The sequence below is a fragment of the Sphaerisporangium cinnabarinum genome (genome assembly GCF_055567015.1).
Genome location: NZ_JBVHRG010000003.1, coordinates 200,668 through 225,350 on the forward strand (window position 1 = coordinate 200,668; position 24,683 = coordinate 225,350).

At 75.7% G+C, this 24,683-nt stretch carries 25 protein-coding genes, 1 tRNA gene and 1 pseudogene; 6 read left to right on the top strand and 21 right to left on the bottom strand.

Features of this window, described 5'->3' with window-relative positions; all coding sequences use genetic code 11:
- Positions 1–49 precede the first annotated feature (49 nt).
- A pseudogene (locus ACZ4MO_RS06495) lies at positions 50–247 on the bottom strand (hypothetical protein); the annotation flags it as partial.
- Here ACZ4MO_RS06495 and ACZ4MO_RS06500 point away from each other — a divergent pair.
- Both ACZ4MO_RS06500 and ACZ4MO_RS06505 read left to right on the top strand, forming a co-directional pair.
- Positions 151–1,383: a sensor histidine kinase gene (locus tag ACZ4MO_RS06500; protein WP_499278650.1), complete on the top strand. Its 1,233-nt coding sequence runs from the start codon at positions 151–153 to the stop codon at positions 1,381–1,383. The pseudogene ACZ4MO_RS06495 and the gene ACZ4MO_RS06500 overlap by 97 nt on opposite strands.
- Positions 1,380–1,982, top strand: coding sequence for a response regulator (locus ACZ4MO_RS06505; RefSeq protein WP_175008320.1), 603 nt, complete (start codon positions 1,380–1,382; stop codon positions 1,980–1,982). The genes ACZ4MO_RS06500 and ACZ4MO_RS06505 overlap by 4 nt, the downstream gene beginning before the upstream one ends.
- Here ACZ4MO_RS06505 and ACZ4MO_RS06510 read toward each other — a convergent pair.
- Both ACZ4MO_RS06510 and ACZ4MO_RS06515 read right to left on the bottom strand, forming a co-directional pair.
- Positions 1,979–3,211 (bottom strand): MFS transporter, encoded by a 1,233-nt coding sequence (locus ACZ4MO_RS06510; RefSeq protein ID WP_175008319.1) that lies wholly within the window; start codon positions 3,209–3,211, stop codon positions 1,979–1,981. The genes ACZ4MO_RS06505 and ACZ4MO_RS06510 overlap by 4 nt on opposite strands.
- Entirely contained in the window at positions 3,208–4,209 is a 1,002-nt protein-coding gene (locus ACZ4MO_RS06515; protein WP_175008318.1) for a LysR substrate-binding domain-containing protein, read from the bottom strand. The genes ACZ4MO_RS06510 and ACZ4MO_RS06515 overlap by 4 nt, the downstream gene beginning before the upstream one ends.
- 150 nt (positions 4,210–4,359) lie before the next feature.
- On the opposite strand from ACZ4MO_RS06515, the gene ACZ4MO_RS06520 reads away from it, so the two are divergent.
- Both ACZ4MO_RS06520 and ACZ4MO_RS06525 read left to right on the top strand, forming a co-directional pair.
- Positions 4,360–5,292, top strand: coding sequence for an aldo/keto reductase (locus ACZ4MO_RS06520; protein ID WP_175008317.1), 933 nt, complete (start codon positions 4,360–4,362; stop codon positions 5,290–5,292).
- Between the two features lie 91 nt (positions 5,293–5,383).
- Positions 5,384–5,833 carry a ScoMcrA-related endonuclease gene (locus ACZ4MO_RS06525; RefSeq protein ID WP_175008316.1) on the top strand — a complete coding sequence of 150 codons (450 nt, stop codon included), beginning with the start codon at positions 5,384–5,386 and terminating at the stop codon, positions 5,831–5,833.
- Between the two features lie 96 nt (positions 5,834–5,929).
- Here ACZ4MO_RS06525 and ACZ4MO_RS06530 read toward each other — a convergent pair whose 3' ends face one another.
- Positions 5,930–6,775 (bottom strand): aldo/keto reductase, encoded by an 846-nt coding sequence (locus ACZ4MO_RS06530; protein WP_175008315.1) that lies wholly within the window; start codon positions 6,773–6,775, stop codon positions 5,930–5,932.
- Positions 6,776–6,946: 171 nt separating this feature from the next.
- Between ACZ4MO_RS06530 and ACZ4MO_RS06535 the strand changes: the two genes are divergently transcribed.
- A complete protein-coding gene (locus ACZ4MO_RS06535) occupies positions 6,947–7,915 on the top strand; it encodes a VldE C-terminal domain-containing protein (RefSeq protein WP_175008314.1) in 969 nt (322 codons plus the stop codon).
- A gap of 63 nt (positions 7,916–7,978) precedes the next feature.
- Here ACZ4MO_RS06535 and ACZ4MO_RS06540 read toward each other — a convergent pair whose 3' ends face one another.
- The 13 genes from ACZ4MO_RS06540 to ACZ4MO_RS06600 all read right to left on the bottom strand — a co-directional run bounded on the left by ACZ4MO_RS06540 (position 7,979) and on the right by ACZ4MO_RS06600 (position 17,611).
- Positions 7,979–8,548, bottom strand: a complete 570-nt coding sequence (locus ACZ4MO_RS06540; protein ID WP_175008313.1) for a dihydrofolate reductase family protein — start codon at positions 8,546–8,548, stop codon at positions 7,979–7,981.
- A 193-nt stretch (positions 8,549–8,741) separates the two neighbouring features.
- A tRNA-Ala gene (locus tag ACZ4MO_RS06545) sits at positions 8,742–8,814 on the bottom strand.
- A gap of 68 nt (positions 8,815–8,882) precedes the next feature.
- Complete coding sequence (locus tag ACZ4MO_RS06550; RefSeq protein ID WP_175008312.1) at positions 8,883–9,563, bottom strand: histidine phosphatase family protein; 681 nt, start codon at positions 9,561–9,563, stop codon at positions 8,883–8,885.
- A complete protein-coding gene (gene rsfS, locus ACZ4MO_RS06555; protein WP_021482244.1) occupies positions 9,560–10,006 on the bottom strand; it encodes a ribosome silencing factor in 447 nt (148 codons plus the stop codon). Before rsfS ends, ACZ4MO_RS06550 begins: the two co-directional genes overlap by 4 nt.
- A gap of 25 nt (positions 10,007–10,031) precedes the next feature.
- Positions 10,032–11,075 (bottom strand): hypothetical protein, encoded by a 1,044-nt coding sequence (locus tag ACZ4MO_RS06560; protein ID WP_175008311.1) that lies wholly within the window; start codon positions 11,073–11,075, stop codon positions 10,032–10,034.
- On the bottom strand, positions 11,068–11,673 hold the full coding sequence (gene nadD, locus ACZ4MO_RS06565; protein ID WP_175008310.1) for a nicotinate-nucleotide adenylyltransferase: 606 nt from the start codon (positions 11,671–11,673) through the stop codon (positions 11,068–11,070). The genes ACZ4MO_RS06560 and nadD overlap by 8 nt, the downstream gene beginning before the upstream one ends.
- Positions 11,674–11,716: 43 nt before the next feature.
- Complete coding sequence (locus ACZ4MO_RS06570; RefSeq protein WP_186810379.1) at positions 11,717–11,872, bottom strand: hypothetical protein; 156 nt, start codon at positions 11,870–11,872, stop codon at positions 11,717–11,719.
- 190 nt (positions 11,873–12,062) lie between these two features.
- Positions 12,063–13,430 (bottom strand): glutamate-5-semialdehyde dehydrogenase, encoded by a 1,368-nt coding sequence (locus tag ACZ4MO_RS06575; protein ID WP_175008309.1) that lies wholly within the window; start codon positions 13,428–13,430, stop codon positions 12,063–12,065.
- A gap of 53 nt (positions 13,431–13,483) precedes the next feature.
- Complete coding sequence (proB, locus tag ACZ4MO_RS06580) at positions 13,484–14,611, bottom strand: glutamate 5-kinase (protein WP_175008453.1); 1,128 nt, start codon at positions 14,609–14,611, stop codon at positions 13,484–13,486.
- Positions 14,612–14,813: 202 nt separating this feature from the next.
- Entirely contained in the window at positions 14,814–16,334 is a 1,521-nt protein-coding gene (gene obgE / locus ACZ4MO_RS06585; RefSeq protein ID WP_175008308.1) for a GTPase ObgE, read from the bottom strand.
- Between the two features lie 141 nt (positions 16,335–16,475).
- Positions 16,476–16,733, bottom strand: coding sequence for a 50S ribosomal protein L27 (gene rpmA, locus ACZ4MO_RS06590; RefSeq protein WP_021482383.1), 258 nt, complete (start codon positions 16,731–16,733; stop codon positions 16,476–16,478).
- Between the two features lie 86 nt (positions 16,734–16,819).
- Complete coding sequence (gene rplU, locus ACZ4MO_RS06595; RefSeq protein ID WP_286186410.1) at positions 16,820–17,125, bottom strand: 50S ribosomal protein L21; 306 nt, start codon at positions 17,123–17,125, stop codon at positions 16,820–16,822.
- 279 nt (positions 17,126–17,404) lie between these two features.
- Positions 17,405–17,611, bottom strand: a complete 207-nt coding sequence (locus tag ACZ4MO_RS06600; protein ID WP_021482381.1) for a dodecin family protein — start codon at positions 17,609–17,611, stop codon at positions 17,405–17,407.
- 168 nt (positions 17,612–17,779) lie between these two features.
- Here ACZ4MO_RS06600 and ACZ4MO_RS06605 point away from each other — a divergent pair, with 168 nt between their 5' ends.
- Positions 17,780–18,412, top strand: coding sequence for a protein-L-isoaspartate O-methyltransferase (locus ACZ4MO_RS06605; RefSeq protein WP_175008307.1), 633 nt, complete (start codon positions 17,780–17,782; stop codon positions 18,410–18,412).
- Here the strand turns inward: ACZ4MO_RS06605 and ACZ4MO_RS06610 are convergent.
- The 4 genes from ACZ4MO_RS06610 to ACZ4MO_RS06625 all read right to left on the bottom strand — a co-directional run bounded on the left by ACZ4MO_RS06610 (position 18,355) and on the right by ACZ4MO_RS06625 (position 24,562).
- On the bottom strand, positions 18,355–19,092 hold the full coding sequence (locus tag ACZ4MO_RS06610) for a thymidine kinase (protein WP_175008306.1): 738 nt from the start codon (positions 19,090–19,092) through the stop codon (positions 18,355–18,357). The genes ACZ4MO_RS06605 and ACZ4MO_RS06610 overlap by 58 nt on opposite strands.
- A 20-nt stretch (positions 19,093–19,112) precedes the next feature.
- On the bottom strand, positions 19,113–20,639 hold the full coding sequence (locus ACZ4MO_RS06615; RefSeq protein ID WP_186810378.1) for a 5'-nucleotidase: 1,527 nt from the start codon (positions 20,637–20,639) through the stop codon (positions 19,113–19,115).
- 162 nt (positions 20,640–20,801) lie between these two features.
- A complete protein-coding gene (locus ACZ4MO_RS06620; RefSeq protein WP_255437075.1) occupies positions 20,802–24,443 on the bottom strand; it encodes an Rne/Rng family ribonuclease in 3,642 nt (1,213 codons plus the stop codon).
- Positions 24,440–24,562, bottom strand: a complete 123-nt coding sequence (locus ACZ4MO_RS06625; RefSeq protein WP_255181389.1) for a hypothetical protein — start codon at positions 24,560–24,562, stop codon at positions 24,440–24,442. The genes ACZ4MO_RS06620 and ACZ4MO_RS06625 overlap by 4 nt, the downstream gene beginning before the upstream one ends.
- Between the last annotated feature and the right edge of the window lie 121 nt (positions 24,563–24,683).

The following is a 24,683-nucleotide window of genomic DNA, read 5'->3' on the forward strand; positions in this document are numbered from 1 at the left end:
ACCCACGCGGGCGGCGCGCGCCCAGTGCCGTGCCGTCAGGTCCGGACCGTGACGTACTGCCCCCTCGGGCATGACACGGTGTCACTGGCCGAGGCCCCGGCACCGCCCGGATACTGGGAGCCAGACCCAGCCTCGACCTGCGAGCCGCCCATGGACGACCTGCCCGCGCCGCGCGCGCCCTCCACGGCGCGCCCCGCGCCCGGTCCGGCCCGTCCGACGGGACCGCTGCCGCCGGCCACGCCCCGACCCGCACTGCGCGGCACGCCGCACCGGTTCCGCCGCCTCAACCTCGTCACCCTGCTGCCCGTCCTCGTCGTCGTCGGCGTGCTGCTCGTGGCTCGGCAGGCGCAGACGTGGGAGCAGGCGCTCGTCCTGGCGCTGGGGGTCGTGGCGGTGGTCGTCGCGTTCGAGCGGTGGACGGCGGGCGACCTGGGTCGCGTCGCGGTGCCGTGCCTCGCCGTCGCCGCCGTCGTCTGGCCGTACGGGGTGCTCGTCGTGGGCGGCGAGGTGCAGGCGGCGTACTACGCCGTCACCGTGGTGGGCTGCCTCGTGGTCCCCGAGCTGCCCCGGCACCGGGCCGGGGCCGCCGTCGGCCTCGTCGTGTACGTGGCGGGCGTCGGTGCCTGGGGGCTGCTCGCGGCGGGCTCGGTGACGACCGACGGGCTGGTGTCCCTCGTCATCGTCCCGACGGGTCTCACGGTGGTGGTCGTGGCCCTGCGGTTCCCCAACAAGGGCTTCTACGACCTCGTGCGCGAGCTCGAGGAGGCGCGCGAGCGCGAGGCGGAGCTCGCCGTCGTCCGCGAGCGCATGCGGTTCGCGAGCGACCTGCACGACATCCAGGGCCACACCCTCCACGTGGTGAAGCTCAAGATCGCGCTCGCGCGCCGCCTCGTCGGGACGGACCCGGCGCGGGCGGAGGAAGAGCTGCGCGAGACGTACGCGCTCGTCGGCGACACGATCGCCCAGGCGCGCGACCTCGCCTACGGGCAGCGCCGGCTCAACCTCTCCGCCGAGCTCGAGAACGCCCGCCGGCTGTTCGAGGCGGCCGGGATCCAGGTCCGCGTCGACCGGGGCGCGGACGTCCGCGACGAGGCGGACGACCTCGTGAGCCAGGTGTTGCGCGAGACGACGACCAACGTGCTGCGGCACGCGCGCGCGACCCTCGTGCACGTCGCGCTCAACGAGCGCGGCATCACGATCGTCAACGACGGCGTGCCGACGGACGACCCGCCGACCCTGCGGGGCCTGTCGACGCTCGCGCGGCGTGTCGCGGGCGCGGGCGGTGTCCTCACCGCAGAGGTGGCGGACGGCAGGTTCCGCACGGCCGCGACGTTCTCGCCATCGGACCGAGGCGGGCTGCCAGGTCCCGGAGGTGCGTCGTGACGACCGTCGTGCTGGCCGACGACGAGGCCCTGCTGCGCCGCGCGCTCGCCGCGCTGCTCCCCCTCGAGGGCGACGTGACGGTGCTCGCGGAGGCGGTCGACGGCGCGGACGCCGTGCGCGCTACGCTCGCCCACCGCCCGGACGTGCTGGTCGTCGACCTGGAGATGCCCGGCGTCGACGGCCTGGCCGCCGTCGCAGAGGTCCGCCGCTCGCTGCCCGACCAGGTCGTGCTCATGCTCACGCGCCACGCGCGCCCGGGCGTGCTGCGCAAGGCGCTGCGGCTCGGTGTGCAGGGGTTCGTCAGCAAGTCGGCGGACCCGACGCACATCGCCGAGGTCGTCGCGGCGCTGCACGCGGGTCGGCGCTGGGTCGACCAGGACGTGTCGACCGCCGCGCTCATCGACGACGTGCCCCTGACGGACCGCGAGCTCGACGTGCTCCGCGTGACGCGGGACGGCTACTCCGTGGCGGAGATCGCCACCCGCCTGCACCTCGCGCCCGGCACGGTCCGCAACTACCTCTCGAGCGCGATGCAGAAGACGCAGACGCGCACGCGGCACGAGGCGGCCCGCTACGCCCGCGAGCACGACTGGATCTAGCGACGTCGGACGAGGTTCGCGAGCGGCGAGTGGCGCGGCACCCACCGCGCGAGCGCGGCCGCGGAGCCCGCGCCGAGCGCCGCCGTCGCCCAGACGCCCGCGGCGAGCGACCCCAGCGCCGCACCGGCCGACAGCACGAGCGGACCGAGGGCGTCGCCGGTGTCCTGGAACAGGCGCCACACGCTGAGGAAGGTCGGGCGCACGTCCGCGGGCGCGACGTCGGCGCCGAGCGTCATGACGATGCCCGAGCCCATGCCGTTCCCGACCCCGAGCACCGCCGCGACGACCGCGAGCGCGGGGGCGGTGTGCGCGAGCGGCAGCACCGCGAGACCGACGGCCATCGTGAGCATGGACGGCACGGCGACCCACAGGCGCCCGAACCGGTCCATGACCTTGCCCGCCGGGTAGAAGAGCAGCATGTCGAGCGCACCGGAGACGCCGAAGATCAGCGACGTCACCTCGGCGTCCAGCCCCAGGTGCTCGCCCCACAGGGGGATGACGGTCTGTCGGGCCCCACGGACCGCGCTCACGAGGAGGATCGCCACGCCGAGCGTCGCGAACAGGTGGCGGTGGTCGCGCGCCACGCGGACGATGCCGACGCGCGGCACGGCCCGCGCGCCGCGCTGTCGCGCACGCCCGGCCTCCGCGGGGTCCGGCCGCACGACGGCGAGCACCACCACCGCGGTGAGCGCGGCGCCCGTCCCGAGCCAGTAGGCGCCGCGCACGTCGGTCGCGGCGATGACCGCCGCGCCCGCGAACGGGCCGAGGAACAGCCCGATGCGGTGCACGCCCGCGAGCGTGGACAGCACGCGCGCCCGGCGCAGCGGGGGCGTGATCTCCGTGAGGTACGCCTGGCGGGCGAGGTTGAAGACGGCGGTCGACGCGCCCAGCGCGAGGACCCCTGCCGCGAGGCCCCCCAGGCTGGGCGTGAGAGCGATCGTCGCGAAGGCGACCGCCGCGACGCCACCGGCGAGCAGCATGGCCGTGCGGTCGCCGAGGCGCTGGGCGAGCGCCCCGGCGGGCAGGTCGAAGAGGATCTTGCCGATCGGCACGAGCGCGGCCACGAGGCCGGCGACCGTGAGGCTCGCGCCCCGGCCCGTGGCCGTGACCGCGACGACCGGCAGCATGGCCCCCACACCGATCTCGAGGACGAGCGTGGGCAGGAAGGCGCCGAGGACGACGCTGCGCAGCGGGAAGAGTGGTGCGTCGGTGCCCGCGGGGGCGGTCACCGGGCCTCCGCCACGGCCTCGACGGCAGGGCTCGGCGCCTCGACGGCAGGGTTCGGCACCTCGACGCTCTCGCGCGACGCGGCGGTGTCGGCCCGGGCGACCTCGACGCCGCGGCACGCGGGGGCGTCCGCGAGAAGCTCCAGGAGCTGGGGCGCGGCCGAGGCGCCGCGGTCCCAGCCTCCCGTGACGACGGAGACGACCCAGCTCGGCGCGCCACCCTCGGGCAGCGCGAGCGTCACGAGCCGCTCGGCCTGCGGCTTGCCCGCGACGTGGCGGGGCACGAGCGCGATGCCGAGCCCGCGGTCGACGAGCTCGAGGAGCGTGTGCACGTCGTTGACCGAGCACCGCACACGCCGGTGGACGCCGTGCGCGGCGCACGTCGCGTCGTTGACCTGCCGTGCGCCCCACGAGGGGTCGAAGTCGACGAACTCCTGGCACGCCAGGTCGGACCACTCGACCCGGCCCTTCCCGGCGAGCGGGTGCTCGGGTGCGCACACGAGCACGAGCGGCTCGCTGCCCAGGACCGTCTGGGACAGCGGCCCAAGGTGCTCGGTGGTCGCGACGAACGCGACGTCGAGGTCGCCGTCCCGCACGCGCGCGAGGAGGTCGTGGGAGCCCGCCTGCGCGAAGTGGATCTCCACCTGCGGGTACCGGCGGTGGAAGCGCTCGAGCAGGGCGGTGACGTCGAGGACACCGAGGCACTGCTCCGAGCCGACCCGCAGCGAGCCGGACAGCGCGTGCGTCGCCCGCACGACCGCGTCGCGAGCGGCGGCCGCCTGCGCGAGCATGGAACGGGCGTGCGGCAGCAGCGCGAGACCGGCCTCGGTGGGCTCGACGCGCCGCGTCGTCCGCGTGAACAGGCTCGCGCCGAGCTCCTCCTCGAGGCTGCGGACCGCGGCGGAGAGCCCCGACTGCGAGACGCCGACGAGCTGGGCGGCCCGCGTGAACTGGCGCTCGTCCGCGAGCGCGACGAGGTACTCCATCTGTCGAAGATCCATTGACCACTCACAGTTCTCTATATGACAACTACTAGTTGTTGGACTTCTAGGTTATCGCTTCCTAGGCTCGAGCAGCCCCGACCGGCCCTCCGGACCACCCGGCACGCCGCCCCCGGGCAGGACCGCCTACCCCGCGAAGGAGCTCCACCGATGAAGACCTTCACCCTGACCGGCACCGACCTCGTGGTGCCGAACGTCGTGCTCGGCCTCATGCGCATCCAGGAGAAGACCGACGACGAGGTCCGCACCCTGGTGCGCACCGCGCGCGACGTCGGCATCACGTTCCTCGACCACGCCGACGTCTACGGCTCCGACCTCCACGGCTGCGAGCGCCGCTTCGCCGAGGCGCTCGACCTCTCCCCCGCCGAGCGCGCGGAGTGGGTCATCCAGTCCAAGGCCGGCATCGTCCCTGAGGGCCCGTACTTCGACTTCTCGTACGAGCACCTCGTCGCGTCCGTCGAGGGCTCGCTCGAGGCCCTGCGCACCGACTACCTCGACATCCTGCTGCTGCACCGCCCCGACGCCCTCGTCGAGCCCGAGGAGGTCGCGCGCGCGTTCTCCGACCTGCACGCCGCGGGCAAGGTGCGAGCGTTCGGGGTCTCGAACCACACGCCGGGGCAGATCGAGCTGCTGCGCCGGTACGTCGAGCAGCCGATCGTCGCGAACCAGCTCCAGCTCTCCGTCACGCACGCTCCGCTCGTCGCGCAGGGCGTCGCGGCGAACATGCAGGCCCTCGACCAGTCGGTCAGCCGTGACGTCGGGACGCTCGACTACTGCCGCCTGCACGACATCACCGTCCAGGCGTGGTCGCCGTTCCAGGCGGGGTTCTTCACGGGCGTGTTCCTGGGCTCGGACGAGTACCCCGAGCTCAACGCCGTGATCGACCGGCTCGCCGCCCGGTACGACGTGCCGCCGATCGCGATCGCGACCGCGTGGATCACGCGCCACCCGGCACGGATGCAGGTCGTGCTCGGCACGACGAGCCCCGACCGGGTCGCCGGCGCCGCGCTCGGTTCGGAGGTCCCGCTCACGCGCGCCGAGTGGTACGAGATGTTCCGCGCCGCGGGATACACCGTGCCCTGATCCACGGGCACCCAGGGCCCGGCGCGAGCGCGTGCGGAAGGTCACGCGCCCGTCGTCCGAGGGGTCCCGCGGGGCGGTCTAGGCTCGTGCCGTGGCAACCTTCTCGGCAGTGACCCGGCAGCACATCCTCCAGGCCCTCGCGGACTGGGACGACCGGGGCCGGGACGCGTTCCTCGGGGTCTACGGGTTCACCGCGTCCCCCGGCACCCCGCTCGTCCACGAGGACCGCGTCTACGACGCGCAGGCGATCCTCGGCGTCGCGCACCGGTACGCGACCGGCCGTGTCGCGACGGCCGAGGAGTTCCGCAGCAGCCCCGTCGGCGTCGCGGACCTGCTGCGCAAGCGCGGGTTCGACGTGCCCGGTGCCGCCCCCGCGGCGGCGTCCGCACCCGCGCGTCGGGCCACGGCGAAGGCCGCGCCCGCGACGCGCACGCCGCGCCGCACGACGGCCCGCTCCGCGGAGCCGGAGAAGCCGCCGGCCGTGTGCCCCACGTGCTTCACGGTGCTGCCCGCGACGGGCATCTGCGACGAGTGCGGCTGAGCCGACCTTCCACCTGCGCACGACGAGGGGCGCCGTCCGACCGGACGGCGCCCCTCGTCGTGCGTGCTGCCTCGCGGGAGTCCGCAGGCGACCGGGTCAGTTGACCTCGGACGGGTGGGCGCTCACGCGGCCCGAGCCGTCGCCCGTGTCGAGGGCGTCGATCGCGGCGACCTCGTCGGCGGTGAGCTCGAACCCGAAGAGGTCGAAGTTCTCCGCCATGCGCTCCTTGCGCGACGACTTCGGGAAGACGATGAAGCCGCGCTGCAGGTGCCAGCGCAGCACCGCCTGGGCGGGCGTCACGCCGTGGGCGGCCGCGGCGTCGACGACGGCCTGCTTCTCGAAGAGCGGGTACTTGCCCTGCCCGAGCGGGCCCCACGCCTCGATCTTCATGCCGTTCGCGTCGGCCCACGCGAGCACGTCGCGCTGCTGGTAGGCCGGGTGCAGCTCGATCTGGTCGACGGCGGGGACGACGCCCGTGGCCGCGACGATCCGGTCGAGGTGCTCGGGCAGGTGATTGGAGACGCCGATCGAGCGCGCGAGGCCCGCGTCGCGGATCTCGACGAGCTTCGCCCACGCGTTCGTGTACTGGTCCTGCTCGGGCGCGGGCCAGTGCGTGAGGTACAGGTCGACGTGGTCGAGGCCGAGCTTGTCGAGGCTCTCGCGGATCGCGTCGTGCGGCTGCTCGCCCGCCTGGCGGTCGTTCCAGAGCTTCGTGGTGACGAAGAGCTCGTCGCGGGGAATCCCGCTCTTCGCGATGGCGGCGCCGACGCCCTCCTCGTTGCGGTAGATCGCGGCGGTGTCGATGTGTCGGTAGCCGACCTCGAGGGCCTCGCTCACGGCCTTCTCGGCCTCGTCCGGCGGCACGAGGAAGACGCCGAAGCCGAGCTGCGGGATGGAGTGACCGGAGTTGAGCGTCACGGTCGGTACAGAGGGAACGGTCATGCTTCCAGCGTAGGAACCCGCTCCGGACGCGTCCAACGACTGCGGCGCATACGACTCAGCGCTGCCGCTCATGAGTCGAACGTGTGCGCTGCGCCGAATGTCCGACTGGACTTCTCAGATCACGGTTTGGTTACATTGGCGCGTCCTACCCACGAAGAACCGGAGCGCACCATGTCCCGAGGCCGCCACAGCGCAGCCCCCGCCACCGCGCGCTCCTTCCGGCTCCCGGCGCTGCCGACGCTGCCGGTCCGGTCGCTCAAGCTCCCCGCGCTGGCGCTCGTCACGCTGCTGGGCGCGGGCGCCGTGGGCGCGGGCCCCCAGCCCGCCGAGGGCAACCCCGACCTCGCTCCGCTGAGCGTCGAGCCCACCGCCGGGGCGAGCGTCGAGCGTGGCACGGGAGCCGCCAGCCGCTCGTCCGAGCGCGTCGCGCCCCCCACGGCGCCCCAGGAGCCGCCGGTCGTCGAGACCGCGGCCGAGATCGCCGTCGTGCCGGCCGCGCAGGCCGCCCCGACGCCGCCGCCCCTGCCGCCCGTCACCGGCCAGCTCTGGACCACCGAGGCCGTCAACGTGCGCTCCGCACCGTCCGCGGACGCCGAGCGCGTCGCGACGACCGAGTTCGCCGCTGCGGTCGACGTCACGGGCGTCACCGAGGGCGACTGGAGCCAGGTCGTGTGGGACGGCGCGGCTGCCTGGATCAAGTCGAGCTTCCTCGCGCAGTCCCAGCCCGAGGCGCCCCAGGTCGCCGCCGCGGCGGCGAGCGGGTCGAGTGCCGGGGGCGTCTCGGACGCCGCGTGCTCGGTCAGCACCGGGATCGAGTCGTCGCTGCGCGCCAACGCGCGCGCCGTCTACCGCTCCGTGTGCGCGAACTTCCCCCAGGTCACCACGTTCGGCGGCATCCGCCCCGGCGACGACGGCGACCACGGCACGGGCCGCGCCGTGGACATCATGATCAGCGGCGAGACGGGGTGGGACATCGCGCGCTACCTGCAGGCCAACGCAGGCTCGCTCGGCATCACGTACCTCATCTACCAGCAGAAGATCTGGATGGCCGGCGACCCGGCGAGCGCGTGGTCCGGCATGGAGGACCGCGGCGGCGCGACCGCCAACCACTTCGACCACGTGCACGTCAGCACGTCGTAGTCCCCGCTCTCCCGCACGCACGCCCGGCCGGCACCTGCCGCGCCGGGCGTCGGCGTCCTCCGGTCAGGTCGTGGCCGGCACGGGCCGGTACCGCACCGCGACGGCGCCCGAGCGCAGCTCCTGCCGGTCCACCAGCTCGAGCGTGACGTGCTCGCGCAACCCCGACAGCAGCGTCGGCCCGTGCCCCGCCAGGACCGGCTGCACGAGGAACGCGTACTCGTCGACGAGCCCGAGGTTCGCGAGCGCGAGCGGCAGCGTCACGCCACCGACGAACAGCGGGCCGCCCGGCTGCTCCTTGAGCCGCCGCACCGCGTCCCCCAGGTCGCCCTCGACGAGCTCGGCGTTCCAGTCGACCTCGCGCAGCGTGCTCGACACCACGTGCTTCCTCGCCCCGTCGATCGCCTCGGCGAACGGGACGTCCCGCTCCCCCATCCAGTCCGGCCACGCGCCCGACGCCGGACGACGCCACGCCGCCTCCATCATCTGGTACGTGACCCGCCCGAACAGCAGCGCGTCCGCGCGCTCCGTCTCCTCGGTCCAGAACCGCATCGACTCCTCGTCGGGCGGCAGGCCCGCCTCGTGGTGGCAGCAGCCGTCGAGCGTGACGTTGATCGCGTAGCACAGTGGCCTCATCGCGTGCCCCTCCCCCAGGTACCCGCGCGACGGGCGGAGCGCCGTCGCACCGCACCAGCGTGGCAGGCGCGGGAGGCCGCGCCAAGACCCGCGCCCCGCCTGCACGCGCGCGGGGCGGCACGCAGGGCGCAGAAAAGCCCGACGGGAGCTCGCCCATCTCTCGATGGTGCGTGCTCCCGTCCGGCTCTACGGGTGGAGCTGAGGGGACTCGAACCCCTGACCCCCTGCATGCCATGCAGGTGCGCTACCAGCTGCGCCACAGCCCCGTGGATCCGTGAAGATCCAGGTCATGCACTCCTCCGGGCGGTTTCCCGTCCTGCGGAGCGTCGCTAGTCTACGCAGAAACCGGCTCCAGATTCCAATCCGGCCCCGCGTTCCACTCGTCGAGCGGGAATCCCGCCCCGACGTTGTGCGCCACGAGGCGCCACGCGGGCGTCGCGGCGGGCGCCGAGCGGTGCAGGTGGGACCAGTGGACGTTGTGCAGCCCGGAGATCCCGCGCCAGCCCTCCGGGTCGAGGCCGAGCAGCGCGGTGACCGCGAGCGTGATCGCGGCGCCGTGCGAGACGACGACGAGCGTGTCGTCCCGCTCGAGCGACTCGACGTGCTCGGTGACGGACGCGACGAGGCGCGCCGCGACGTCGGCCTTGGACTCCGCGCCCGCGCGTGCGGGCTCCTCGCCCTGGCGCCACGCCGCGTACTCCTCGGGCCAGCGCTCCGCGATCTCCGGCCCCGTGAGGCCCTCCCACTCCCCGAAGCCGCGCTCGCGCAGCCGGGGGTCGTACGCGACGTCCGCGCCGATCGCGGCCGCGTAGGCGCGCGCGGTGTCGGCGGCGCGCACGAGGTCGGACGCGACGACGCGCGTCGCGCGGTGCGCGCTCGCGAGGGCCTTCGCGCCCTGCTCCGCCTGCCACTGCCCGACGGCGTCGAGTGGGATGTCGACCTGCCCCTGCAGGCGCATCGACGCGTTGTACGCGGTGCGACCGTGGCGCAGGAGGACGAGGGTGCCGGCGCTCACGCCAGGGGCTCCCCCGAGAGGCGGATGGCGCCGTCGCCGCGCGTGGTGTCGTCGGTGTCGTCGGCCGTGCCGTCGCCGCCGCGCGCGTCCTCCGGCAGCTCGACGACCGGGCAGTCCTTCCACAGGCGCTCGAGCGCGTAGTACACGCGGTCCTCGGCGTGCTGCACGTGCACGACGACGTCCCCGAAGTCGAGCAGGACCCAGCGGGCCTCCTGCTTGCCCTCGCGGCGGATCGGCTTGGACCCGGCCTTGTGCATGGCCTCCTCGACGGCGTCGACGATCGCCGAGACCTGGCGCTCGCTCGACCCGGAGGCGATGAGGAACACGTCCGTGAGGACGAGCTGCTCGCTCACGTCGAGCGCGATGATCTCCTCGGCCTTGCGGTCGGACGCCGCCCGGGCGGCGATGACGGCGAGCTCGAGGGCTCGGTCGGTGGCGGTCACGTGTCTCCGTTCGTGGTGCGGCCGCTCAGCGGCCGGTGTCGAGGGTGCCGGGGTCGTCCCACGTCCGCACGGCGGCGGCCGAGGCGCTCGCGTCCTCCACGGCCAGGCCCGGGTCGTCGCGGGACACGAGCGTCCAGACGAGCAGGCCGAGGACGAACGCGACGGCGACGAGGATCAGGTAGTGCAGCCACGTGTACGACGGGCCCCGCCGCTCGTCCTCGAGGTCGTCGTCGTCCGACTCCTCGGGCTCGGCGGCACGACCGCGCACGCGGGGGAAGAGCTCGTCCGACCCGCCGGCGGGAGCGGGTGCGGTCTCGCGTACGCCGCCGAAGGGCGACGTCTGCGGCGCCGCGCTCGCGGGCTCGGGCGCCGAGCCGGCCGTGATCGCCGACCACGGCAGGGCCGCGCCGGCCGCCTCGGCGGGCGGCGCGGGAGCGGGGGTCCGCTCGGGAGCGGGCGCAGGCGTGCCTCCCCACGGGAACGCCCGCGCCGGCGCCGGCGCGGGCGTTCCCGGCGGGGCCGGGCTGGTCGGCGGGGCCGAGAACGCCGACAGGCGCGGCGGCTGCGTCGGCTCGGGGCGCGCGGCACCCGCGCCGAGGCCGCCGACGGGCGCGGACGGCGTCGCGGGACGCACGGGCCCGGGGGCGCCGGGCACCGACGGGCGCGGGGCCCCGGCAGGCGGGCGGGAGGACGTGCGCGTCGGCACGACCGGCGTCGGGGCCGGGGGGCGGATCGCGACGCGCTCGGCGGTCTCCTGGACCGGCGTGAGGCGCCCGGTCTCGTCCAGGCCGCGCATGCCGCCCGAGGCGGCCGGTGGCCGCACGACGGAGGGCTGCGGCGGGTGGTCGGCGGGGCCGGTCGTCTCGCGCAGGGTGCGGCGCGACGGCGGCGGGCCGGACGGCGCCGCGGGGCGCGCCGACTGCTGCCAGCCGCCCGCACCGGGTGCCGGGGCCGGCGGGGGCGGGGCGCCCTGCCCGGACCGCTCGGCGGCCGCCGCCTGCTCGCGCTCGCGCATCTCGCGCCGTGTGAGCGGGCGGACGGGCTGCATGTTGCTGCCGTTGTCACTCATCGTGCTGACCTCGATACAAACCGTGCTTGGCGATGTACTGGACCACGCCGTCCGGAACCAGGTACCACACCGGCTGTCCGGCCTCCGCGCGCCGACGGCAGTCCGTCGACGAGATCGCGAGGGCGGGGACCTCGAGCGTCGTGACCACGCCCGGAGGCAGGCCCTCGACGCTCAGCTGGTGACCCGGGCGGGAGACAGCCACGAAGTGTGCCATCTTCCACAGCTCGTCGGCATCCTTCCAGGTGAGGATCTGCTCGACGGCGTCCGCACCCGTGATGAAGAACAGCTCGGCGTCCGGTCGCGCGGCCCGCAGGTCGCGCAGCGTGTCGACCGTGTAGGTCAGCCCGGGGCGGTCCACGTCCACACGGCTCACCGTGAACCGCGGGTTCGACGCGGTCGCGATGACGGTCATGAGGTAGCGGTGCTCCGCCGGGCTGACGGTCTGGTGCTGCTTGAACGACGGCTTGCCCGTGGGCACGAACACGACCTCGTCGAGGTCGAACCGCGCCGCGGCCTCGCTCGCGGCGACGAGGTGGCCGTGGTGGATGGGGTCGAACGTGCCACCCATCACCCCCAGGCGGGGCCGGCGCGGGATCATCGACGCGTCATCGGTCGTGGGCGCTTCCGTCGTCCGGGGCGGGTCAGTGCCGCGTGCCGACGCTGCGGAACGCGTAGGTCACGAGCAGCAGGGCCACGAGCCCGCTGAACCCGAGCAGCCCGTAGGCGAGCGGCGGGATGGGCAGGTGCGACGCGGCCTCGGCGCCTTCCTCGGCGGCCAGCACGACGGCAGAGATCACGACGTCCTCCTCGAAGGTCGTCCCCGGGCCGGACGGGCACGTGCCGCAGGCCGGGGTGGTGCGATGGAACGGTACGCCCGCCGGGACCGGCCCGACGGCGGACCGGACGGGCGCCGGTCGCCGACCAGTCTCTCACGACCGTCCGGGGACCTCGTCCGGCGGGTATCAGGTACCCGCCGGCGGCCGTGCGTCAGGGGCGGACGTGGCCGTCCCCGTGCACGACCCACTTCGTCGTCGTGAGCTCCGCGAGGCCCATGGGGCCGCGCGCGTGGAGCTTCTGGGTCGAGATGCCGATCTCCGCCCCGAGGCCGAACTGGCCGCCGTCGGTGAAGCGGGTCGAGGCGTTGACCATGATGGCGGCGGAGTCGAGCTCCGCGACGAAGCGCTCCGACGCCGCCAGGTCGCGCGTGACGATGGCCTCGGTGTGCCCCGACGTCCACGTGCGCACGTGCTCGATCGCGGCGTCGAGGTCGTCGACCACGCGCACGGCGATCTCCGGCGCGAGGTACTCGGTCGCCCAGTCCTCGTCGGTCGCGGGGAGCACGTCGGTCCCCGCGGGCGCGAGGCCGGCCGTGCGGTCGTCGCCGTGCACGACGACGCCCGCCTCGGTGAGCGCGGCGAGCGCGGCGGGCAGGAACTCGGGCGCGGCGTCCGCGTGCACGAGGAGCGTCTCCGCGGCGTTGCAGACGCCGACGCGCTGCGTCTTGGCGTTGAGGAGGATCTCGAGCGCCATGGCCCGGTCCGCGCTCGCGTCGACGTACACGTGGACGTTGCCGACCCCGGTCTCGATGACGGGGACGGTCGACTCGCGCACGACGGTACGGATGAGGTCCGCCCCGCCGCGCGGGACGAGCACGTCGACGAGCCCGCGCGCGTGCATGAGCGCGACGGCGCCCGGGCGCCCGTGCCGGTCGATCGACTGCACGAGGTCGCCGGGGAGCCCCTGCGCCTCGAGCGCGCGGGCCAGCACGTCGACGATCACCTCGTTGGAGCTCGCCGCCGCGGACCCGCCGCGCAGGATCACCGCGTTCCCGCTCTTGAGCGCGAGGCCCGCGGCGTCCACCGTCACGTTGGGGCGCGCCTCGTAGATCATCCCGACGACGCCCATGGGCACGCGCAGCTGACGCAGGCGCAGGCCGTTCGGGAGCGTCGAGCCGCGCACGACCTCTCCCACCGGGTCCGGCAGGCCCGCGAGCGCGCGCAGCGCGTCGGCGATCGCGGCGACGCGCGGCGCGTCGAGCGCGAGCCGGTCGAGCAGACCCTCGCTCATGCCGTGCGCGCGCTCGCGCTCCAGGTCGACGGCGTTCGCGGCCACGATCTCGTCCGTCGCCGCGACGAGCGCGTCGGCGAGCGCGAGGAGCGCGGCGTCCTTCGTCGCGCGGGTCGCCGTCGCGATCGTGCGCGACGCGACCTTGGCACGGCGCGCGACGTCCTCGACGGCCGTCGCGACGTCGGTCTGAGCGTCGGCCGTGGCGGCGGTCGCGGTGGCTGCGGCAGCTCCGGCGGTCCCGGTCTCGGCGGCGCCCGCGACGACGGGCGCGTCCTCGGTGGTGGTCATGGTCCGAGCCTACGTCCGGGACCGCCGCGCCGGGAGCGCCGTCCGGACCGCGGTCAGCGCGGGCGCCGGCGCACCAGGACGAGGTCGTCGCGGTGCACGACCTCCCGGTCGTAGCCCTCGCCGAGCTCGGCCCGCAGCTGCGTGGTCGAGCGGCCGAGGAGCTCCGGGATGTCGCGCGACTCGAACGCGACCAGGCCCCGGGCGACCACGCGACCGTCGGATGCGACGAGCTCGACCGGGTCGCCGGCGTCGAACTCCCCCTCGACCGCCGTCACCCCGGCGGGCAGCAGCGAGGCGCGCCCGCCCTGCACGGCCCGCACCGCGCCGTCGTCGAGCACGAGGCGGCCGCGCGTGCGCGCGGCGTGCGCGAGCCAGAGCCGGCGGCGGGTCGTCCGCTTGCCCGTCGCGGCGAACCAGGTCCCGACCGGCTCGCCGGCGAGCGCCGCGGCGGCGTGCTGCGCCTTCGTGAGCACCACGGGGATGCCGGTTCCGGTCGCGATGGAGACGGACTCGAGCTTGGTGAGCATGCCGCCCGTCCCGACCGCGCTCCCCCGTCCCGTGACCTCGACGCCCTCGATGTCGGCCGGCGAGCGCACCTCGGCGATCCGCCGCGTGCCCGGGCGCGACGGCGGGCCGTCGTACAGGCCGTCGACGTCCGTGAGCAGGACCATGGCGTCCGCCCGCACGAGGTGGGAGACGAGCGCGGCGAGCCGGTCGTTGTCGCCGAAGCGGATCTCGTCGGTCGCGACGGCGTCGTTCTCGTTGACCACGGGCACGACGCCGAGGTCGAGCAGGCGCTCGAGCGAGCGCTGGGCGTTGCGGTAGTGGCCGCGGCGCACCGTGTCCTCCGCGGTGAGCAGCACCTGCCCGACGCGCAGCCCGTGCCCCGCGAAGGCCTCGGCGTACCGGGCGACGAGCATCCCCTGGCCGACCGACGCCGCGGCCTGCGCCGTCGCGAGGTCGCGCGGCCGGCTCGCGAGCCCGAGGGGGCCGATCCCGGCGGCGATGGCGCCGGACGTGACCAGCACGACCTGGCCGCCGGCCGCGCGTCGGGCCGCGAGGACGTCGACGAGCGCCCTCAGGGCGGCGAGGTCGAGGTGGCCGTCGGCGCCCGTGAGCGACGACGAGCCGATCTTCACGACCACGCGGCGGGCGGAGGCGATCTCGGAGCGGGAGGACAGCGCGTTCACGCGCCCATCATCGCCGCCGGAGGGCCGCCGCCGCGCACGATTTCACGGACCAGGACGCCTGCGCCCGCGACCGGCCCGTGCCCCGGCCCGCTCCCGGGCCCGCTCCCGGGCCGCGCCGACGGGGCCCCGGGCGCGGGCGAGGGCCCGGTCCCCCGCGGGGAACCGGGCCCTCGGCAGCGCGGACGACGCCGGGTCAGTCGGACTCGGGGTCCGTCCAGGTGCCCGCCTGGCGCTCGGTCCACAGCTCGCGCCGCGCCTCCGCCTTGGCGTCCATGCGCTCGTGGTGCTCGCGCCGCTTCTCCGACCGGGTCGGGCGCAGGCTCTCGTCGAGGCGGTTGTCGGAGCCGCGGGGGCCGCCGAGCAGCTCGGAGCCCGTCATGAGCGTCGGCTCCCAGTCGAAGACGACCGCGTTGACGTCGCTGCCGATGCGCACCTCGTCGCCTGCGACGGCGCCCGCCTCGAACAGCTTGTCCTCGACGCCCAGGCGCGCGAGGCGGTCCGCGAGGTAGCCCACGGCCTCGTCGTTGGAGAAGTCCGTCTGACGGACCCAGCGCTCCGGCTTGGCACCGCGCACCTCGAACCAGTAGTCGGTCGCCCCGCCCTTGCGCTTGACCGTGAACCCGGCCTCGTCGACCGCGCGCGGCCGCAGCACGACGCGCGTGGGCTCGGGGGCGGGCGCCTCGGCACGCGCCTTCTCCACGAGCTCGGCGAGCGCGTACGTCAGCGGGCGCAGGCCCTCGTGGCTCGCGGTCGAGATCTCGAACACGCGCAGGCCGCGCGCCTCGAGGTCGGGCTTGACGAGCTCGGCCAGGTCGCGCGCCTCGGGGACGTCGATCTTGTTGAGGACGACGAGGCGCGGACGCTCGGTGAGCGGCACCCGCCCGCCCTCGATCTCGAGGTCCTGCGCGTAGGCGGCGAGCTCCGCCTCGATGACGTCGAGGTCGCTGATCGGGTCCCGGCCGGGCTCGAGCGTCGCGCAGTCGAGCACGTGCACGATCACCGCGGTGCGCTCGATGTGGCGCAGGAACTCCAGGCCGAGGCCCTTGCCCTCGCTCGCGCCCGGGATGAGGCCGGGGACGTCCGCGACGGTGAAGCGCGCCGAGCCGGCCTGCACGACCCCCAGGTTGGGCACGAGCGTCGTGAACGGGTAGTCGGCGATCTTGGGGCGCGCGGCCGAGATGGCGGCGACGAGCGAGGACTTCCCCGCGCTCGGGTACCCGACGAGCGCGACGTCCGCGATGGTCTTCAGCTCGAGGACGACGTCCCGCTCCTCGCCCGGCTCGCCGAGCAGGGCGAAGCCCGGCGCCTTGCGGCGCGGGGACGAGAGCGCCGCGTTGCCGAGACCGCCGCGGCCGCCCTCGGCCACGACGTACTCGGCGCCCTCGCCGACGAGGTCGGCGAGCACCGTGCCGTCGGGCGACTTGACGACCGTGCCGTCCGGGACGCGCAGGACGAGGTCCTCGCCGTTGGCGCCGTCGCGGTCGTCGCCCATGCCCTGGGTGCCCGACGTCGCGTGCCGGTGCGGCGAGTGGTGGTACTCGAGCAGCGTCGTGGTCTGCGCGTCGACGACGAGCCGGACGGTGCCGCCGTCACCGCCGTTGCCGCCGTCGGGGCCGGCGAGCGGCTTGAACTTCTCGCGCCGGACCGAGGCGCACCCGTTCCCCCCGTCGCCGCCGGAGACGTGCAGGACGACACGGTCGACGAAGCTGGCCATGGAGGGATCCTCTCAGAGGTGGTTCGTGCGGTGCCGCGGTCGCGGCGGGTGGTGCGGCCCGCGGGGGCGGGCGCCGGAAACGGCAGGAGGGGCGCACCGCGTCGGTGCGCCCCTCCTGCTCGAAGCCTCTGTGGCTGTCGCTCAGCCCTCGGCGGAGACGATGTCGACGACCTTGCGGCCGCGACGGGTGCCGAACTGGACCGCGCCGGCGGCCAGGGCGAACAGCGTGTCGTCCTTGCCGCGGCCGACGTTCTCACCGGGGTGGAAGTGGGTGCCGCGCTGGCGGACGATGATCTCGCCCGACTTGACGACCTGCCCGCCGAAGCGCTTCACGCCGAGGCGCTGGGCGTTCGAGTCGCGACCGTTGCGCGAGGAGCTCGCGCCCTTCTTGTGTGCCATGACGAACCTGCTTTCGTGCTGGTCTGCTGAGGGAGGGTGCCGTCGGCGCGGCGCGGCCCGGGGCCGCTAGCTCGCGCCGGGCGAGATCACTTGATGCCGGTGACCTTGAGGCGGGTCAGCTGCTGACGGTGACCCTGGCGGCGGCGGTAACCGGTCTTGTTCTTGTACCGCAGGATCGTGATCTTCGGACCCTTCTCGTCCCGCACGACCTCGGCGGTGACCTTGACCTTCGCGAGCTTCGCCGCGTCGGTGGTCACCTTCTCCCCGTCCACCAGCAGGAGAGCGGGCAGCTCGAGGGACTCACCGGCCTTGGCGGACACCCGGTCCACCACGACGATGTCGCCGACGGAAACCTTCTCCTGCCGGCCACCGGCCTTGACGATCGCGTACACCACGTTGCTGCTCATCTCTCCTAGTCTTGGCGTGCTCGTCACGGCGAGTTCGTCTTGGAGACTCCGACCACGCCGCGGCGTGCGAGTGCGAGTCGTCCGTGGGCACACGGGACCGGCGCGCCTGGGCGCGCCGACGTCCAAGATTACGGACCGCAGGGCGTCCTGGTCAAATGGCGCCCACGGGTCCCGGCGCGGGCGACCGCTCCGGGGCCCGTACCAGGCGTCGCGCCGAGGACCGCGGACGGCGGCGCCTCCGCGCGACGAGGCCGTCGGCCGACCCTACTCGAGGACGAACGTGACCTCCAGCACGACCTGCCAGGCCGTGATGCGGCCGTCGGCCACGTCCACCTTCTGCTCCTTGACCCACGCGCCCGAGACGTTGCGCAGCGTGCTCGCGGCGCGCTCGACGCCGATCCGCACGGCGTCCTCGAAGCTCGTGTCCGACCGCGCGCTGATGTGCGTGATCCGTGCCACCGTTCCGCTCATGCCGGCTCCCCGGTCCAGGGCGGGCGCACCGGCGCGCCCGCGCACCCGTCGAGCATCCCGCCGTCCGCGCGGCCGCGCCACCGGGACGCCTCCCGCTCCGGACCCGGCCCGGCCCACCCGGGCGCGCGGGTCCGCCGTCGTGCCTACGCTGGCGGTGGAGGTGGTCGCATGCACCCCGCGGTCCCGCCCGACGACGCGCGCCCGGACGACGCCGTCGCTGCGGCGATGCGCGCGGTGGACCGCCGCGGCTTCCTCCCCCGCGCGCAACGGCGCTGGGCCGCGCAGGACCGACCGCTCGCCATCGGCCACGGCCAGACCAGCTCGCAGCCGTCGACGGTGCAGGCGATGCTGCGCCTGCTCGACGTCGTCCCCGGTGCCCGGGTGCTCGACGTCGGCGCCGGGTCGGGCTGGACGACGGCGCTGCTCGCGCGGCTCGTCGGACCGACGGGGCACGTGCTGGGCGTCGAGCGCCACGCCGACCTCGCCGCGTGGGGCGGGGCGAACCTCGCCGCCGTGCGCGCGCCGTGGGCGCGCCTCGTCCTGGCGACGCCCGGCGTCCTCGGCACGCCGGGCGAGCAGTACGACCGGGTGCTCGTGTCCGCCGCCGCCGACGCCCTCCCCCGCGCCCTCGTCGACCAGCTCGTGCCCGGCGGGCGCATGGTCGTCCCGGTGCGGCACACGATGCTCGTCGTCGTGCGCGACCCCGACGCCCCGGACGGGGCGCGGGTGAGCGAGCACGGCTCCTACTCGTTCGTCCCGCTCGTCGAGGACACGCCGGGGCCCGGGTCGCCGCCGCTCTGAGGGCGCCACGGCGCGGCCGGGAGGTGCACCCGGCAGCGCGCCTCATAGCTCTCCGCGCCGCCCACGTGCTCCGCGACGGGCGCGAGAGGGTCACCCGGCCCGCGGCCGTCGGGATCCGGCTCCCGGACGACGCGCACGTGGAACGCGGCGTCCTCGCCGCACACCGCGCACACCGCCGTGAGCTTGTCGACGCGCTCGGCGAGCGCCGCGAGCGTGGGCAGGGGCTCGAACGGTCGCGCGTCGAACGTGATGTCGAGCCCCGCGACGACCACGACGAGCCCGCCGTCGGCGAGCCGCTGGACGACGTCGACGAGCCCCGGCCCGAAGAAGTGCGCCTCGTCGACGGCGACGAGGTCGAGCGCCCCGGCGCCGCGGACGATCCGCTCGAGGTCGGGCGCGTCGCGCGCCGTGCGCGAGGGGATCGCGAGGCCCGAGTGCGAGCTCACGGTCCCGGTGCCGCGCCGCGTGTCGAGGACGTGCCCGACCACCTCGACGCGGCGCCCGGCGACCTCGGCGCGCCGGACACGGCGCAGGAGCTCCTCCGTCTTGCCGGCGAACATCGGGCCGCACACGACCTCGACGCGCCCGCCGGGGCGGGCCGTCGGGACCTGCCCGTCACCGGGACCGGATGCGGTGTCCGTGACGGTCCCGGGGCTGACCGGGCGTGCCGCGTCGCTCATGCGAGCAGTGAACCACCGGCTCAGTGGTGGCGCGCGCCACCGTTCGACGACGGCCGGACCGGCAGCGGCTTCGGCTCGCCGGCCGGGCCGAGGACGGAGACACGGTCCGGGGCGCCGGGCCGCGCGTCCCGGCGGCTGAGGAGCGTCGTGCCGGACGGGGCGGGAGTACCCGCGTCGGCCGGGGCGTCTGCCCGCTCGCCGGCGGACGCCTCCGGGTCGGCGTCGCCGTCGTCGGCCCGGGCGACCGGTGCCCCCTGCTCCCCCTCCGGCACGGGCTCGGGCGCGGGCTCGACCGTCGGCGAACCCGCCGCGATCCCGGCGAGCCCGGGCCCGCCGATCCCCGGGACGGACCGGACGAGCGGGAGCTCGCGCGTCCCGGTGCCCGACGGGCGACCGGCCTGCTCGGGCCGCTCCTCGGCCGGCTCGCTCGGCTTCTCCCCGGCCGGCTCGCTCGGCTGCTCCCCGGCCGGGCCGCGGCCCGGCCGCTCGTCGTCCGCGTCGCGCTCCGCCGACGCGCCGGGCGCGGGCGGGGTGGCCGCCTCGCGGCGACCGGGCGCGGGCGGCGCGACGTCGGCCGCGCGCGTCGGCCGCGCGTCGAGGGCCGGGTCGGTCGGCAGCACGCCGCGGTTCAGCTCGCCGTACGGCACGTGGACCGACGGCGCGACCCGGCGCGCCGCCTCGACCACGGCGCGCTGGTCGTCGAAGAAGATGTGCGGCCGCAGCACCTCGAGCACGCCGCCCTTGTCCACGCCCCCGAGGAAGAACGCGTCGTCGACCGTCACGCCCCACGAGGAGAGCGTCGCGACCGCGCGCTCGTGCGCCGGGGCCGAGCGGGCCGTGACGAGCGAGACGTGCACGCGCGGCCGGTACGACGGGTCGGCTGCGTGCCGCTCCCGCTCGACGACCTGCACCCGGTGGATGCCGACGAGGAGCTCGCGCAGCGGACCCCGGCCGAGCGGCACGTCGGCGTTGAGCGCCTCGTGCTCGCGGAACGACGCGAGCCCGCCGTCCTGGTAGCGGCGCTCCGAGGAGTCGTCGGCGAGGACGCCGTCGAAGTCGAACGCGATGCGCAGCTCGTCACCCTCCTCGTCCGCGAAGGTCGGGTCGAGCACGTACCCCGCGGGCAGGCCCAGGTCGACGGCGTCGCGCACGGAGCGCTCGTCGGCCGAGAGGAAGAGGTCCACGTGCAGGGGACGGATGAACTCGTGCGGGCTGCGCCCCTGGCGGAACACGGCGCGCGTGATGTCGAGGTCGTGGTGCCGCACGGAGCGCATGACGCGCAGGCCGGTCTCCGGGGAGTTGCGCGACATGACGATGACCTCGACGAGCGGGTCGTCGGCGGAGGGCGCGAGGTCGTTGAGCGCGAGCAGGCGGCGCACGAACCCGAAGGCGACGCCGGGGGCCAGCGCGTCGTCGCGGTGGCGCTCCTGGAAGTCGCGGTACGCCGCCTCCCCCTGCGTGCGGAACACGCGGTCGGACTCGGTGAGGTCGAACAGTGCGGACGAGGCGACGCCGACGACGAGGCGGCCCGAGAGGTCGTAACCCATGCGCGCATGATGCCAGGTGCGGGTGACGTGCACGAAGACGGCCCGGGACGGGCGCCGGGGGGAGCGTTCCGCCCCGCTCCCCCCGGGAGAGGGTGCGGCAGGACCAGCCGGGGAGACGCCGCAGGGGCGGGGGTCCGCAGACCCCCGCCCCTGCCGCACCGCTCAGCTCTCGGCCGGTTCCGACCCGCCGTCGTCGCCCGCCACCGGTGCGGCCTGCGCCGAGCCGTCCGCCGGCGCCTCGGCGCCGTCGTGCTCGTGGGCGTGGGCCGCGGCCGCCGCGATCGTCGCGAGCGTGGCCTTGACCGCGGCCCGCGCCTCCGACGTGACCTCCGGCAGGACCGGGACGGCCGGCTGCGGGAGGGTGATCCCGGTGTCCTTCGGCGCCGCGGCGACCGAGCCGGAGCCGGAGCCGCGCTTGCGGCGCGACCGCGAGCGGCCGCCCTCGGCGGGCTCGTCGGCGGCGGCACCGCCCCCGCTGCCCCCGGCGTTGCCGTTGCCGTGGTTGCCGTGGTCGTGGTTGCCCCGGTTGCCGCCCGACTTCTCGATCGGGTCGGTGTGCACGATGAACCCGCGCCCGTGGCAGTGCTCGCACGTCTCGCTGAACGCCTCGACGAGGCCCTGGCCCACGCGCTTGCGCGTCATCTGGACGAGGCCCAGCGACGTGACCTCCGCGACCTGGTGCTTGGTCCGGTCACGGCCCAGGCACTCGACGAGGCGGCGCAGCACGAGGTCGCGGTTCGACTCGAGCACCATGTCGATGAAGTCGATGACGATGATGCCGCCGATGTCGCGCAGCCGGAGCTGGCGGACGATCTCCTCGGCCGCCTCCAGGTTGTTGCGCGTCACGGTCTCCTCGAGCGTGCCGCCCGAGCCGGTGAACTTGCCGGTGTTGACGTCGACGACGGTCATCGCCTCGGTGCGGTCGATGACGAGCGACCCGCCCGAGGGCAGCCAGACCTTGCGGTCCATGCCCTTCGCGAGCTGCTCGTCGACACGGTGCACCGTGAAGACGTCCTGCGTGCCCGTCCACTTCGAGACGCGCTCGCGCAGGTCGGGAGCGAGCTCCTCGACGTACGTCGAGATCTCCGACCACGCCCCGTCGCCCTCGACGACGAGCGAGCTGAAGTCGTCGTTGAAGATGTCGCGGACGACGCGGATCGCGAGGTCCGGCTCGCCCTGGAGCAGGGCGGGCGCCGACGCGCTCTTCGACTTCTTCTCGATGGCCTCCCACTGGCCGCGCAGGCGCTCGACGTCGGCGCGCAGCTCCTCCTCGCTCGCGCCCTCGGCGGCGGTGCGCACGATGACGCCCGCGCCGTCGGGCACGACCTCCTTGAGGATCTTCTTCAGGCGGTTGCGCTCGGTGTCCGGGAGCTTGCGGCTGATGCCGGTCATGCCGCCGCCGGGGACGAACACGAGGTAGCGGCCCGCGAGCGTGATCTGCGACGTGAGGCGTGCGCCCTTGTGCCCGATCGGGTCCTTGGTGACCTGCACGAGCACGGAGTCGCCCGACTTGAGCGCCTGCTCGATGCGGCGCGGCTGGCCCTCGAGCCCGGCCGCGTCCCAGTTCACCTCGCCGGCGTACAGGACGGCGTTGCGGCCCTTGCCGACGTCGATGAACGCGGCCTCCATGCTGGGCAGCACGTTCTGGACGCGGCCCAGGTACACGTTGCCCGCCATCGACGCCTGCGACTGCTGCGAGACGTAGTGCTCGACGAGCACGCCGTCCTCGAGCACGGCGATCTGGGTGCGACCGTCGCGCTCGCGCACGACCATCGACCGCTCGACCGACTCGCGGCGCGCGAGGAACTCCGCCTCGGTGATGATCTGACGACGACGACCCGCGTCGCGGCCCTCGCGGCGGCGCTGGCGCTTCGCCTCCAGACGCGTGGAGCCCTTGAGCGCGGTGACCTCGTCGGCGAGGCTGCGCTCGCGCGGACGCGAGCGCGTCGTGGTCGCCTCGCCCTCGCTCCGGCTGCCCCGGCGGCGACGGCGACGGCGACGGCTCCCGCCGGCCTCGTCGTCGCCCTGGTCGGCGTCCCCGGGCTCCTGGTCGCTCTCCTCGGCGTCGGCCGACGCGCCGGCGTCGACCGGCTCGTCGTCCTGCGCGGACGGCGTGGCGTCGTCCTCGTCCTGGTCGCGCTCCTGCTCGCGGTCCTGGTCGCGCGCCCCGTCCGGACGACCACGACGCCCGCGGCCACCACGGCGTCGACGGCGGCGCGGGCCGGACTCGGCGTCGGCGTCGTCGGCCGACGGCTGCTCCTCGGGCTCCTCGGCCTCGTCGAGCTCGACGAAGTCCTCCGGCCCGAACGCGTCCTCGGGGACCTCGACGCCCTCGGCGACGAGCTCGGACTCGATGGCCTCGATCTCCTCGACCGCGGCCGCGTCCTCGCCCGTGAGGACGATCTCGGCGGCGGTGGGCTCTGCGGCCGGGGTCGACGGCTCAGCAGCCGTCCGCGACTCGGCCGCGCGGGACTCGGGCGCCGACGCCTTCCGGCCCCGGCGGCCGCGGGTCGCGGTGGCGGGCTCGGGCGTCGCCGTCGGCTCCGTCGCTGCGGTCGGCTCAGCCGCGGTCGGCTCCGTCGTCGCGGGCGCCGAGGCGGCGGGCTCGACGTGGCGCGGGGGCCCTGCCGGGCTCTGCGCACGGCGCGGCCGGCGCGGCGCGGCGGCCGGGTCGGGCGCCTGGAACAGCAGCGCGGTCGTCGCGAGGCGCGGGGTGCTGGTCCCCGCGCCCGTCGCGGCGGGCGACGCCGGGCCGTCGGCCGGGGCCGACGACGCGGGCGCAGCCGGGCTCTCGGACGCGGCCGGGCTCTCGGCCGCGCCGGTCGCCTCCGGTGCCGCCTCGGCGGCGGGCTTCGAGGTGGCGCGGCGCGAGCGGCGCGCCGGCTTCTTCGCGGGCTCCGCGGAGGTCGGCGCCTCCGCCTCGGCAGGCGTCGGCTCAGCGGCCGACGGCGCGTCCTCCACCGCCGGGGCCGGGGCCTCGGCGGCCGGCGCCTCGGGGGCCGGAGCCGCCGCGGAGGTCGCGCGGCGCGACCGGCGCGCGGGCTTCTTCGCGGCGGGAGTCTCGACCGGCTCGGCCGCCGTGGGCTCGGTGACAGGCGCGGGCTCGGTGGCCGACGGCGCAGCGTCGGCGGTCAGCGCGTCCGGCTCCGTGACCGGCGCGGCCTCGACGGCCGGGGCGGACGTGGTCGTGCGCGTCGCGCGGGTGCGCTTGGCGCGGCGCGGAGCGTCTGCGGCGCCCAGCAGGGCGTCGGCGTCGGGCGCGACGGCCGGGGCGGGGGCCTGCTCGGCAGCGGGCGGTGCGCTGAGGCCGAACTCGGAGAGGACGTCGAGCGGCGCGTCGGCCGCCGGGGCCTTCGCCTTCTTGCCGCCGGTCTGGGCGCGGCGCGTCGTGCGGGCGCGCGGGGCGGGCTCCGTCGCCGACGGTCCCGCCGGGACGTCGCCGGTCGCCGGAGCCGCCGCAGCGGCGGGGGCCGCGTCGGCCACCGGAGCGGCGACGGACGGCGTGGTGCGGGTCGCGCGGCGCGACCGGCGCGCGGGCTTGGTCGCGGCCTCGGCCGCCGGGGCGTCCACCGGGGCCTCGGGCGCAGGGGTCGCGTCGACGGCGGATGCCGCCGTGGGCGTGGCGCCGTCGGAGGCGGCGGGCGCGGCCGCCGGCGCAGGCGGTGTCTGCGGCGGTGCCGCGCTGCGCGTCGCGCGACGGCGCGCGGGCTTGCGCGCCGGGGTCGTCGGGCTCTCGGCCCGGTCCGCGACGGAGTCCGCCGTCGGCTCTGAGGGGGTGCTGTCGGAGGTGCTGTCGAGCGTCACGCGTCGTGCTCCTGCTGCCACAGGGACCGCCCCGCACCGTGCGGCCCGTCGGGCGGTCGGTCGTCGCTCGGGACGAGCGCACCGGAGCGCGTCGTCCGGCGACGGAAGTCGTCGGTCACGGCCGCGGTCCGCGTGCGCGGCGCGGGCGCCTGCCACCGGGCCCTTCGCCCCGGTCGGCGCGCCGACTGCCGCGGTCCGCTGGTGCCGCGATCTCGTGCTCGCCGGGTGAGCGATGCGGAG